Here is a 12476-nt window from a genome sequence, read left to right as displayed (position 1 = left end):
TAGCGGTAGGTCTGGCGATAGTTGCCGGGCATGGCGGGGTCAGCGCCGACCCTGGACGCCGGCCCATGATCGACGCCTCCGGCCTCCCACCCTGTGGCGTCGATCAAGCGGTAAAGGCTGTCGTAACGATAGCGGTTGAGCGGCTCGATCCGCTGATTGGCGAAGTGGCGAACCGGCAGTGCGGCGTCTTCGATGCTCAGCACATTGCCCACCGGGTCGTAGGCGTATTGCAGGTCCTGCAAGGGAGCGTGCTGTTCGAGCCGCGACAGTAACCGAGTCAACCTCCCGCTTTGCGCACAATACTCAAGCGTGGTCACCACGCCGTTGCCGGCGACTTCCTTCTCGACCTGATCCTGAGCGTTGTAATGGATGGCGGCGACGATTGGCCGTCGCTCGGTCGTGTCGCTCAGGCGCAACCACACGCTGCGTAAATGACCGGCCAGCGACTGCGCAAACTGCTGTTCGTTACCCTGGGCATCGGTCCGGGACAGCGACTCGCCCAGCGGATTGAGGCGCACAGACGTCGTGAAACCGGGCAGTGGCGCATCGCTGAAATGGCGCCTGTGCGCCAGCACCGAACCGGTCAAAGCGTAATGGATGAAGTGCAGCGTTCCGGCAGGATCATCGTGCTGGATCAACCGCCCGCATTGGTTGTGATCGGCTGCCGCCTGATCGTTGGCCGCGTAGCTCAAACGCTCCGTACACACGGCTTCGCCACCCTGTGCCTGCTCGAACAAGGTCGTCAGCCGTCGTTGAGCGTCATAATGCATCAAGCGCCGGGCGCCCCGGCCATCCCAATCGTGCACCGGCTGGCCGTCCTCGCCCAACAGCCTGAGACGCAGGCCCGCGTCCACACTGACGCTGCACAAGACAGCGCCGCTCAGGCTATGGGTCATGCTCAGGTTGGCCGGTGACGACGCCTCAAGGAACAACCGCGGATCCCGCAGATCGTTCGCTCGCCCTTGCGGGTCATGGGCCGTGTGATTGACCTGTGCTTGTACCGTATCGCTGGCGGCTGCACGGTGATAGTCCACCACGCGCACAGCCAGTCCCCTCGGTTCAACGACCGCCAGTTTTGGTGTGTCGCGGTGCAGGGAAGCGAGCGGAGGTTGCATCACGCGTCTTCAAGTCGGTTTGCAGCAGCTAATGCTCAAACGCGACGTGTATCTACTGTCACAAATTACAGGCTCGACAAACGGTCAACCGCGCTCGCCCATCGCCAAGCTCACCTGCCCTTAGGTAGGATGGCCCTCTCTTGCGCGAGGTTGTGCGACATGTTCATTGGCGTCCTGCTGGTCATCACCTGGTTGATTCTGTTAGTCCGTTACCCGGCCAAAGCCTTGCCCGTCTCGGTGGCGGCTGCCATTGGCCTGGGGCTGGTCGCCAGCTGGGTGATCTGGATGGACAATCGCGAGGTCAAGCAACTGGCGCGCCTTGAGTTGCGCATCGCCTACGCGCCGCAACAATGCCCGGCAGATCGTCCGTTGCAACTGACGATGAACAACGGCAACGAGGTGCCGCTCACCGAATTGCGCTGGCGTGTCGCCGCTTATGCGCCGGGCGACACGGTCAACCTCGCGGACAATCAGTACAGCGCGCCGCGCTATCGTGGACCCGGCGAGTTGCAGGCCGGCGCCAGCTGGGAGGATTGCTTGCCCATGCCGCCCCTGCGACCCGGTTATCGTCCACAAACCCTGGAGTTTCGTGCCGAGCATTTGCAAGGCAGTTTCTCCGACTGACCCCTTCTCTTTCTACACAAGGAACGCGCCATGCCTGTTGCGTTGATTACCGGTTGCTCCAGCGGCATTGGCCGCGCACTGGCCGATGTGTTCAAGACGGCCGGATACCAGGTCTGGGCCAGCGCGCGCAAGACCGAAGATGTCGCGGCATTGGCGGCGGCGGGTTTCAACGCCGTGCAACTGGACGTCAATGATGGCCGGGCGCTGGAGCAGTTGAGCGAGCAGATCAATCAACAGCACGGTGGCCTGGATGTGCTGATCAACAACGCCGGTTACGGCGCCATGGGTCCGCTGCTGGACGGCGGTGTACCCGCCATGCAGCGCCAGTTCGAAACCAATGTGTTTGCCATCGTCGGCGTGACCCGGGCTTTCTTTCCGGTATTGCGCCGGGCCAGGGGGATCGTGGTGAACATCGGCAGCGTCTCGGGCGTACTGGTCACGCCGTTCGCCGGCGCCTATTGCGCCTCGAAAGCAGCGGTGCATGCCTTGAGCGATGCGTTGCGCATGGAACTCGCCCCGTTCGGTGTGCGGGTGATGGAAGTGCAGCCGGGGGCTATCGCCTCGAGTTTCGCCCGCAATGCCGGGCAGGAAGCCGAGCAGTTGATCAGCGAGCAATCGCCCTGGTTCGCTTTGCGTGAAGGCATCCGCGCCCGGGCCAAGGCATCCCAGGACAACCCGACGCCGGCCAGTGAATTCGCGGCCGGGGTGTTCAAGGCCGTCCGGCAGGACAAGCCGCCGAGGTTGGTGCGGTTGGGCAATGGCAGCCGGGCGTTGCCGCTGATGGCGGGGTTGTTGCCCAAAGGGGTGCTGGAGTCGACGTTGATGCGGCGGTTTGGGTTGCGTGGCCAGCTCTGATACCGCAGCGACCTTATCGCGAGCAGGCTCGCTCCCACATTTTGACCGTGCACGCCGCCCCCTGTGGGAGCGAGCCTGCTCGCGATGACGGCAGAACAGACGCTGAAGCTCTGAAGGAAACACCATGACCGACTACACCCAATACTTCGACGAAGTGATCCAGGCCCACGTGGCCATCGAGCAATGGCTGGCCGAAGAACGCGACGCCGCCGAACTCGAACACCTGCTGATGCGTTTTTCGCCGCAGTTCTCCATGGTCTCGCCCCTGGGTCGGGCGCTGGATTTCGCCGCGCTGAACGAACTGTTCCTGCTGGCCGGCGGCAAGAAGCTCGGGTTCCGCATCGAGCTGAGCGAGTTATGTGGCCTGGCGTTGCACGACACCGGCGCCACCGTCAGTTACCGCGAACAGCAGACCGATGCCACCGGTCTGCACTCCGACCGGCGCTCGACAGTGGTGTTCGAGAAGGTGGACGGCAGGATTCTCTGGCGGCACCTTCACGAGACGTTCTGCAAGGAGTGAGTCCCGCCAGTTTCGACTGTGGGAGCGATACGCGCCTACAGGGTTTCGGACGGGTTCACCACCACCGTGCAGGTGATCCCCGCCGCCAGCAGCACCCCCTCCGGCACTTCGTCGATGTGTATCCGCACCGGCACCCGTTGCGCCAGCCGCACCCAGTTGAACGTCGGGTTCACGTCGGCGATCAGCTCACGGCTTTGCGGGTTGTCGCGGTCGTAGATGCCGCGGGAAATACTCTCCACATGCCCCTTCATCACCTCGCCACTCATCAGTTGCATGTCGGCCTTGTCGCCGACTCGCACATGCGGAAGCTTGGTCTCTTCGAAGAAGCCGTAGACCCAGAAGGAATGCATGTCGACCACGGCCATTTTGGCTTCGCCGATGCGCGCATAGTCGCCGCGATGGACATTGAGGTTGGTCACGTAACCGTCCACCGCCGCGCGCACTTCGGTGCGCCTGAGGTTCAGTTCGGCCGCTTCCAGCTGGGCTTGCGCCTGCTGGTAATCCGCCAGGGCCGAATCGGCGATGTTGCTGGCGTCGTCACGGTTTTCCTTGGAGATCACCAGGTTGTCCATGTCGGCGCGGCGGTGGGCGTTGACCTTGCGCATCTCCCAGGTCGATTTGCGTGAAGCCACCAGTGCCTGCGCCTGCTTGACCGCGAGGCGGTAGTGCTCGGGGTCGATGCGCATCAACAGATCGCCCTTCTTCACCTGTTGGTTATCGCGCACCGGCACGTCCACCACTTCCCCGGTGACGTCGGCGGCGACATTGATGATGTCGGCGCGCACCCGGCCGTCGCGGGTCCAGGGCGTGTTCATGTAGTGCTCCCACAGGGTCCGGCCGACCCAGATCGCGAGGGCCAGCACCAGCAATGTGGCGAGCAGGCTGAAAAGCTTTTTCATCAGGGCATTCTCAGTGGTAGACCGTCAGCGCCAGGGCGCCGAACAGACAGGTAAACAGACTCAGGCGCAGCAACGCCGGGTGCCAGAAAAAACGGTACAGGTCGAAGCCGGAAAGGAACCGGTCCAGCGCCCAGGCCAGGACCGCAGCGATCAGAAACATCAGCGTCATGGTCGGCATGTACACGCCGTGGAAGGCGATCTCACGGGGCATGGGCAAGTCCTTGGGGCGAGGTATTCACGTAGGCGGCGAGCGGCGATTGCGGATCGAGCAATGAGCTGCGGATGAAGTGCAGGTAGCTCTTCACCCGGCGCAACGCCGAGGTGTCGAAGTGCGGGGCGAAGGGTTCGTCGGTGGCTTGCACCCGGCTGATCGCATGGTCCACCGCGACCAGTCCACGCTCCAGGTTACTGGCGCTCGGTTGCAGGAACAGGCGCACCAGCGAGCGCCCCATCACGCGGATCGCCTGGCGCCAGGGCTGGGATTCGGCGTAGGCCGGGTGCACCGGCAGGATCGCCTGCTCCTTGCGCAATTCGATGATCGCGTGGCCGACTTCCAGCACCACGAACATCCAGCGCAGCAAGTCCCGCTGCACCTGCGGCTGGCCGGCGGCGAAACCGTAGGCCTGGTGCAACAGGTCCCGGGTGCGACTTTCGAAACTCGACGCCAGGCCCTTGAGTTTGCCGCTGATCGCGTACACCACTTGTTCGCGCAGGTCCTGCTCCAGTCGACGCCACAACCAGCGGCTGTTGGGCGGCATGATGATCGCCCCGGCAGCGGCGCAGACCAGCATCCCGAGCACCATGGCGATGTAGTCGTTGATGAAGGCGTAGGGGTTGTAGATCGTCAGGTTGTCCGGCACCGAACCGGTGCTGAAGAAGATCAGCAGGCCAAGTCCGACCCCGACGTATTGCGGGCGTGAGGTCAGGAACGAACCGAGCACGATCACCGGCGCCAGCATCACGCACAGCAAGGGAAAACCATCGATCCACGGGAAGATGAAAAACATCTCGACGAAACCGATCAGCGCGCCGAGGAACGTGCCGCAAGCCATCTGGAACGCCATGCGTTTCGGGTTCGGCGTGGCGGCGGACAGGCCGACCGTGGCCGCCGCAATCAGGGTCATGGTCGCCCCGCTCGGCCATGCCGTCGCCACCCAGTAACTGCCCAGCACCACCAGGATGAACGCCGCGCGAATGCCCGACGCCGCCGAGGCCATCCAGTTGGTTTGCGGTGTGAAAGGCTCGTCCCACTGCTCGCGCTCGTGACGGTGATCGGCCAGGGAGGCGTGAGTCTGTGCATAACCGTGCAGGTCGTCGACAAAGCGATACAGCAGTTCGTAGGCCGTATGAAAGTCCAGCAACTCGGCGTCGCTCGGCGCGCGCTCCTGGAACGTCGCCCGCAGGCTGCGCACCCGCGCCGGCAGCGCTTCCTTGTAGGCGGCCAGGGCCAGCACCAGACGCGCCGCATCCGGGCTGGTCAGGGCGCGGCCACTGAAACCGTCGAGCACTTCGGCAAGGTCCTGCAACCCGGGCTTGATGGCGGCCACGACATGCTCGGCGGCAGCGCCACGCAACCGTTCGAGCAACTGGTGCAAGGCGTTGAAGCGTGTGGTGACACCCATGAACTCACTGTTGAGACGGCTCAACCGCCCGTTGCGCCGGCGCATGTGCGGGTCTTCGAACACGGTGACGCTGCGCAGCCCCTCCAGGCCGACCGCCTCGGCACTGAAACGCGCGTTGCCCGCCTCGAACGCCTCGCGTTGGCTGCGACCGCGCAACCCGTCGGTGACGAACAACGCAAACACACCGAAGCGCTGGTACAACGCGTTGCGCATCGCCGCGCTGGCGGTTTGCGGCAGGATCGCGGCGCTGACCAGGGTGGAGCAAAGAATCCCCAGGGAAATTTCCAGCACGCGCCACACCGCCGCCATGAACGCGCCGTCAGGATGGGCCAGGGCCGGCAGACCGACCATCGCGGCGGTGTAGCCGGCGAGCACGAAGCCGTAGGCGCGAAAGTTGCGATAACGCGCCGCCCCTGCCGAGCAGATGCCCACCCAGATCGCCAGCGAACCGAGGAACAGCTCGGTGTTCTGCGCGAACAGGGCAATCAGGGCCACCATCACCGCCGAACCGGTCAAGGTGCCGAGAAAGCGGTAGAAGCTCTTGGCGAACACCTGGCCGCTCTGCGGTTGCATGACGATGAACACGGTGATCATCGCCGTGCGCGGCTGCGGCAACTCCAGGCGCATCGCCAGCCACAGGGTCAGGAACGCGGCCAGCAACACCTTGAAGATGTAGACCCAGGTCACGCCGTCGCTGCGTGCCCAGTCGAAGAAACCCCGGCGCCAGTCAAGCGAGTACAGCCAGCGTAAAGTCGTCAACGAGCCGCCCCCTGTGGGAGCGAGCCGGCTCGCGATGGCGGTGTGTCAGGCGAGATGTGCATTGGCGGACAGGCCGCTGTCGCGCGCAGGCTCGCTCCCACCCTGGATACGATGTTCATTTGAGCATGGCCGGTTTTTTCGGGGGCAGCGTCCGACTGTCCTTGGGCACATCATTGCCCGCGCCCAGCCCGCCGCCGAGCGCCGTCACCAGCTCGGCATGGGCGCTGAGGCGCGCGGCCTGGACCTGCTGCTGGACCTGTTGCTGCTTGAACAGCAGGGTCTGGGCGTTGAGCACGTTGAGGTAATCGGTGAGCCCGCGTTGGTAGGCGATCATCGCGATGTCGTAGGTTTTCTGCGCGGTGGCGACGGACTCGGCGGCGAAGGCCTGCTGCTTGTCCATGGATTCGCGGCGAATCAATTGATCGGAAATGTTCTTCAACGCATTGACCAGTGTCTGGTTGTACCTGGCCACGGCGATGTCATACCCGGCGGACGCTTCGCCCAGTTCGGCACGCAGGCGGCCACCGTCGAAAATCGGCAACGAGATCGCCGGGCCGACGCTGTAGTTGAGTTTCCTGCCCGTCAGGAACTCCAGTGCACCGCCACCGGTGGCCATGTAGCCGAGGCTGCCGACCAGATCGACGTTGGGGTAGAAACCGGCGTGCGCGACGTCGATGCCACGGGCCTGCGCCGCCACTTGCCAGCGACTGGCGACCACGTCCGGGCGTTGGCCGAGCAATTGCGCCGGCAACGACGACGGTAGTTTCAATGGCGCGCCCAGGATCAGCGTCGGTCGCTGCAACGGCGCCCCCTCACCCGGGCCAAGGCCCGCCAGGGCCGCCAGTTGATTGCGGCTCAGGGCGATTTCTTCGTCGAGCGCGTCGAGCTGGCGATGGGTTTCCGGCAATGGCGTCTCGGCCTGGCTGACCTCGAAGTGCGTACCAATGCCGCCGTCGAGGCGTTTTTGTGCCAGGTCGAGGATCTGCTGTTGCTGTTGCAGGGTCGCCGCCACGATGTCGCGCTGTGCGTAGTGCAGCGACAGTTCGATGTAGGCGCGCACGATGTTGTTCTGCAACTCGAGCTGGGCCTGGCGCGCCTCGGCGGCGCTCATGTGCGCCAGGTCGACGGCACGCTCGGTGCTGTTGCTTTCGCGGCCCCACAGGTCGAGGGTGTAGCTGAAGCCCAGCGCGGCGTTGTTGTCCCAGGTCGTGGTGTTGGCCAGGTCGCCAGGCCCGTAGAACGGGTCGGTGGGCCAGTTGTGGCGTTTGAGGGTCGACTCGCCATTGATCTGCAGCGACTCGGCCGACTCGGCGATGCCGGCCATGGCTTTGGCCTGGCGTACCCGCGCCGCCGCCATCGCCATGGTCGGACTGCCTTGCAACGCACGGTCGATCCAGTGGTTCAGTTGCGGGTCGCCGTAGGCTTGCCACCATTGCGTCGAGGGCCAGTTGGCGTCTTGCGCGGCGCTCTGGATCGCTTCGTCGGTGGCCAGAGAATTGGCTTCCAGTGCCTTGCCTTGCGGGGCAATGCCTCCGGTTCCGATGCAGCCGCTGATTGCCAGGGTTAAAGCCAGAACACTGAGCGTCTGAAACGCTCCTTTAATGCGACGCGGCACTGCTGCAATTTCCTGAAAATAGGGAGAGGCACGAGGGCGGAGGGCGGGACGGCGTAATTCTAGGGGTGGCCTCGGACGGCGATAAGCTGGAATTCCTGTGAATCTTTATTACCGTTCGCGCGATAATCCCTAAGTCGGGGGTCTCAGACCCTGAAACTTCGTGTCACAATTTGCCATCGCACCCGAGAGCACTCCATGGACACCCTGCAAAACATGCGCGCCTTCAGCTACGTGGCCGAAGCGGGCAGCTTCACCGCTGCCGCCGTACAACTCGATACCACGACGGCCAACGTCTCGCGCGCGGTTTCCAACCTGGAAGCCCACCTGCAAACCCGCCTGCTCAACCGCACCACCCGGCGCATCGCCCTGACCGAGGCCGGCAAGCGTTACCTGCTGCGTTGCGAGCAGATCCTGGCGTATGTCGAAGAAGCCGAGGCCGAGGCCAGCGATGCCCATTCGCGCCCGGCCGGCCAGCTCAAGGTGCACACCATGACCGGTATCGGTCAGCACTTCGTCATCGATGCCATCGCCCGCTACCGCAAGACGCATCCCGACGTGACATTCGACCTGACCCTGGCCAACCGTGTGCCGGACCTGCTGGACGAGGGTTACGACGTGTCCATCGTCCTGGCCAGCGAGTTGCCGGACTCGGGGTTTGTTTCCCAGCGCCTGGGCATCACCTACAGCATCGTCTGCGCCTCGCCAGCCTATGTAAAAGCCAACGGCTGTGCGCAAAAGCCCAGCGACCTGCTCAACCATGCCTGCCTGCGCCTGGTCAGCCCGGTGATTCCACTGGAGAAGTGGGCCTTCGACGGCCCGGAAGGCCAGGAGATAGTCACCATCAACAGCTCGCCGTTCCTGGTGAACTCCGCCGACGCGATGAAGACCGCGATCATCAGTGGCATGGGGGTTGGCGTGCTGCCGGTGTACGCCGCGATTGAAGGACTGCGCAACGGCTCGCTGGTGCGCATGATGCCCAACTACCGCTCGCAGGAACTGAACCTGTATGCGATCTACCCGTCGCGCCAGTACCTGGACGCGAAGATCAAGACCTGGGTCGAGTACCTGCGTGGTTCGTTGCCGGAAATCCTCGCGGCGCATCAGGCAGAGTTGGCGGCGTATGAGCTGAGCGGAAGCCTGAGCGGCGCGCGACTGGCCACCTGATTTCGCTCCCGCCCCCCCTTGTGGGAGCGAGCCTGCTCGCGATGATCGTCAACGATGACGCTTTCAGTCTGCTCGTGCGCGTTGTCAGTGGGCTCATCGCGAGCAGGCTCGCTCCCACAGGGGAAAGAATGTTAGCGTGCTTGGCATTCTCCATGCCCGACGAGCCCGCCACCCATGAAAAAGACCGTCCTCGCCTTCAGCCGCATCTCGCCTGAAATGATCGAACACCTCAAGCAGGACTTCGAGGTCATCGTGCCGAACCCCAAGGCCGGTGACATCAATGCGCAATTCAATGAAGCCCTGCCCCACGCCCACGGCCTGATTGGCGTGGGCCGCAAGCTCGGCCGGGCGCAGCTGGAGAACGCGAGCAAGCTGCAAGTGGTGTCCAGTGTGTCGGTGGGCTACGACAACTATGACGTCCCGTACTTCAACGAACGCGGGATCATGCTGACCAACACGCCCGATGTGCTCACCGAAAGTACCGCCGACCTGGCCTTCGCCCTGCTCATGAGCAGCGCCCGCCGCGTGGCTGAACTGGATGCCTGGACCAAGGCCGGCCAATGGCAGGCCTCGGTCGGCGCCCCGCTGTTCGGCACCGACGTGCATGGCAAGACCCTGGGCATCGTCGGCATGGGCAACATCGGCGCCGCCGTTGCCCGTCGCGGCCGACTCGGCTTCAACATGCCGATCCTCTACAGCGGCAACAGCCGCAAGACCGCGCTGGAACAGGAACTCGGCGCGCAGTTCCGCAGCCTTGACGAGTTGCTGGCCGAAGCCGATTTCGTCTGCCTGGTGGTGCCGCTCAGCGAAAAGACCCGGCATCTGATCAGCCATCGCGAACTGGCGCTGATGAAGTCCAGCGCGATTCTGATCAACATAGCCCGTGGCCCGGTGGTGGACGAACCGGCGCTGATCGAGGCGCTGCAAAACAACCGGATTCGCGGCGCCGGCCTGGATGTGTACGAGAAGGAACCCCTCGGCGAATCGCCACTGTTCCAGCTGAAAAACGCCGTGACCTTGCCGCACATCGGCTCGGCGACCCACGAAACCCGTGAAGCCATGGCCAATCGCGCCCTGGCCAACCTGCGCAGCGCGCTGTTGGGTGAACGCCCGCAGGACCTGGTGAACCCGCAAGTCTGGAAAGGCTGATCAACACGGGCAGACGTTGTCGGCGTCTGCCCCGTCGCACACCTTGCAATTCAGTCCAGCCCGCAGTCTACGTGTGCTTTCACGTCATCGGCGTCGCGTGTTCAATAGGGATGAATCGAAACACTGGAATGACAAGGAATGGGCTCGGCATATCGTCGTGTTCATCCTGCCGCTATTGATTTATCTGGTGATGCGGATCGAACGCTGAATCAATGCGCTCGATCCGCCGATGTTCACGCCAGCTTGCCGTTGCCCGGCACCCTTAGCGGACCGGGTTTCCGGAACACCAACACGTTGCCCAGCATCACCAGCACCAGCCCGGCCAACGCAGGGGCCGTCCACTGGTAGCCTTCGGCGAACGCCGACACATTGAGCGCCACTACCGGGAACAGCACCGTGCAATAGGCGGCACGTTCGGGGCCCATGCGCCCGACCAGTGTCAGGTAGGCGGTGAAACCGATCACCGAGCCGGGGATGACCAGGTACAGCAACGAGCCGATGTAGCGCGCATTCCATTCCATCTCGAAGGGAATGCCCTTGAACAGGCACCACACCGACAGCATCGCCGCGCCATAGGCCATGCCCCAGGCGTTGGTGGTCAATGGCCTCAGGCCAGCCTTCTGTTGCAGGCTCGAGAGCATGTTGCCCGCCGAGAAGCACAGCGTGCCGAGCAGCGCCAGGCCCAGGCCGAGCAAGGTCTGCGGGCTCGCGGTGTGGCCCACCAGTTCCGGCCAGAACAGCAGCCCCAGCCCGAGCAGCCCCGACGCGCCACCCAACAGCACGTTACGCGCGATCTTCTGGCCGAAGAACACCCGCGCATTCAGGGCGTTCCACAGCGTGGCCGTGGAAAACACCACCGCCACCAGGCCGCTCGGTATCCACTGGCTCGCGGTCAGGAAACACATGAAGTTGAGGCAGAACAGGCACAACCCCTGCGCCAGGCAGATCAGGTGCCCGCGCCGATTCATCACTTGCAGCTTGCGACTGAGCAGCAACATGACGAACAGCACCAGCGCGGCGAGGCCGAAGCGATAGACGATCGACACCGGTATGGCCACCACGCCCAATTGCCATTTCAGGGCAATCCAGGTGGTGCCCCAGATCAGCACGGTCAGCAGGTACAGCGAAAGGTTCATGGCACACACTCCTCGATAGGCCTCCAGTGTCCCGTGCCCGTTGCCTTCGCACTTGCACAAACTTGCGCTTTTGTCGGCGCACGGGCTGGCAGGCCGGCGTCTACGGAGTAGGATGCAAGGCGTTGGAGAACAGATCATGCCCGCACTGGAATCACTGCAAGTCTTTCAAGCCCTCAACCGCTCGCCCCATGCTCGCCTCGAGCACAGCGCCGAGCTCGGTGACGGCATGGCTGCAGCCCTGTGGAGCAACCACCACGACGCCCAGGAGTACCAAGCGCCGGGCCACCACACGCTGTCCTGCTACATCGCCGGCGGCACCGGCACCTTTCGCCGCGACCAGCCCGGCACCAAGGGCGGCCCGGACAAGCTGTGCATCCTGCCCGCCGAGCACCAGTCGGGCTGGGTGATCAACGGCCATATTCGCCTGGCCCACCTGTATTTCAGCGCGCAACAGTTCGCCCTTGGCTGCGTCACGTTGCTGGATCGCGAGCCCCGTGAGCTGCAGTTGCGCGAGCGCACCTTCCTCGACGACCCGCAGCAGGCCCGGCGCTTTCGCCAGATGCTCACGCTCGATTGGGATGAGCCGGGCGAGCGCCTGCTCACCAGCAGCCTGGCTCACGAAATGCTCAGCCACGTCCTGCTCGGCCAAGTGGGCCTGCGCGACGGCCTGCGGCTCAAGGGTGGATTGGCCGCGCATCAACGCCGGCAATTGGTGGAGTTCATCGACAACCAATTGGCCGAGGCCATCAGCCTGGGGCAACTGGCCGGGTTGTGTGCGCTGTCCGAATATCACTTTGCGCGGATGTTCCGCGAGAGCTTCGGCTTGCCGCCGCACCAGTATGTGCTGGCGCGGCGACTGGAGCGGGCGCGGGAGTTGTTGCGCAGCACTTCGCAGCCTCTGGGGGAGGTCGCGCTGGCCTGCGGGTTCGCCAGCGCCAGTCACTTCACCAACCGGTTCCGCCAGGTGCTGGGTGGGACGCCCGGGGAGTATCGGCAGGCGTTTTTGCGCTAAGTGAGT

The 12476-nt window shown here is 64.0% G+C and carries 11 protein-coding genes and 1 pseudogene; 6 read left to right on the top strand and 6 right to left on the bottom strand.

The window, feature by feature from the left end; all coding sequences use genetic code 11:
- Window positions 1-1115: pseudogene (locus IB249_RS29395) on the bottom strand (toxin); the annotation flags it as partial.
- A 159-nt stretch (window positions 1116-1274) separates the two neighbouring features.
- Between IB249_RS29395 and IB249_RS29390 the strand changes: the two are divergent.
- The 3 genes from IB249_RS29390 to IB249_RS29380 all read left to right on the top strand — a co-directional run bounded on the left by IB249_RS29390 (window position 1275) and on the right by IB249_RS29380 (window position 3114).
- Window positions 1275-1739: a multidrug transporter gene (locus tag IB249_RS29390; protein ID WP_192309870.1), complete on the top strand. Its 465-nt coding sequence runs from the start codon at window positions 1275-1277 to the stop codon at window positions 1737-1739.
- Between the two features lie 30 nt (window positions 1740-1769).
- On the top strand, window positions 1770-2594 hold the full coding sequence (locus tag IB249_RS29385) for an SDR family oxidoreductase (RefSeq protein WP_192309867.1): 825 nt from the start codon (window positions 1770-1772) through the stop codon (window positions 2592-2594).
- Window positions 2595-2718: 124 nt separating this feature from the next.
- Window positions 2719-3114, top strand: a complete 396-nt coding sequence (locus IB249_RS29380; RefSeq protein ID WP_192309865.1) for a DUF4440 domain-containing protein — start codon at window positions 2719-2721, stop codon at window positions 3112-3114.
- 35 nt (window positions 3115-3149) lie between these two features.
- Here IB249_RS29380 and IB249_RS29375 read toward each other — a convergent pair whose 3' ends face one another.
- The 4 genes from IB249_RS29375 to IB249_RS29360 all read right to left on the bottom strand — a co-directional run bounded on the left by IB249_RS29375 (window position 3150) and on the right by IB249_RS29360 (window position 8009).
- Window positions 3150-4013, bottom strand: a complete 864-nt coding sequence (locus IB249_RS29375; protein WP_192309863.1) for an HlyD family secretion protein — start codon at window positions 4011-4013, stop codon at window positions 3150-3152.
- A 10-nt stretch (window positions 4014-4023) separates the two neighbouring features.
- Window positions 4024-4224, bottom strand: a complete 201-nt coding sequence (locus IB249_RS29370) for a DUF1656 domain-containing protein (RefSeq protein ID WP_192309861.1) — start codon at window positions 4222-4224, stop codon at window positions 4024-4026.
- A complete protein-coding gene (locus IB249_RS29365; protein ID WP_192309858.1) occupies window positions 4214-6394 on the bottom strand; it encodes an FUSC family protein in 2181 nt (726 codons plus the stop codon). The genes IB249_RS29370 and IB249_RS29365 overlap by 11 nt, the downstream gene beginning before the upstream one ends.
- 115 nt (window positions 6395-6509) lie before the next feature.
- Window positions 6510-8009 (bottom strand): efflux transporter outer membrane subunit, encoded by a 1500-nt coding sequence (locus IB249_RS29360; RefSeq protein ID WP_192309856.1) that lies wholly within the window; start codon window positions 8007-8009, stop codon window positions 6510-6512.
- Window positions 8010-8204: 195 nt separating this feature from the next.
- Here IB249_RS29360 and IB249_RS29355 point away from each other — a divergent pair, with 195 nt between their 5' ends.
- Both IB249_RS29355 and IB249_RS29350 read left to right on the top strand, forming a co-directional pair.
- Window positions 8205-9173 carry a LysR family transcriptional regulator gene (locus IB249_RS29355; RefSeq protein ID WP_192309853.1) on the top strand — a complete coding sequence of 323 codons (969 nt, stop codon included), beginning with the start codon at window positions 8205-8207 and terminating at the stop codon, window positions 9171-9173.
- A 174-nt stretch (window positions 9174-9347) separates the two neighbouring features.
- Complete coding sequence (locus tag IB249_RS29350; RefSeq protein WP_192309851.1) at window positions 9348-10322, top strand: 2-hydroxyacid dehydrogenase; 975 nt, start codon at window positions 9348-9350, stop codon at window positions 10320-10322.
- A 233-nt stretch (window positions 10323-10555) separates the two neighbouring features.
- Here the strand turns inward: IB249_RS29350 and IB249_RS29345 are convergent, their stop codons facing one another.
- Complete coding sequence (locus IB249_RS29345) at window positions 10556-11458, bottom strand: DMT family transporter (protein ID WP_192309849.1); 903 nt, start codon at window positions 11456-11458, stop codon at window positions 10556-10558.
- Between the two features lie 136 nt (window positions 11459-11594).
- Between IB249_RS29345 and IB249_RS29340 the strand changes: the two genes are divergently transcribed.
- Window positions 11595-12470 (top strand): helix-turn-helix domain-containing protein, encoded by an 876-nt coding sequence (locus IB249_RS29340; protein ID WP_192309847.1) that lies wholly within the window; start codon window positions 11595-11597, stop codon window positions 12468-12470.
- Window positions 12471-12476 lie beyond the last annotated feature (6 nt).

Source organism: Pseudomonas sp. PDM04, assembly GCF_014851765.1.
Taxonomy (GTDB): Bacteria; Pseudomonadota; Gammaproteobacteria; order Pseudomonadales; family Pseudomonadaceae; genus Aquipseudomonas.
The sequence above is the reverse complement of the archived record's forward strand: the minus strand, read 5'-3'. Positions and strand labels throughout refer to the sequence as shown.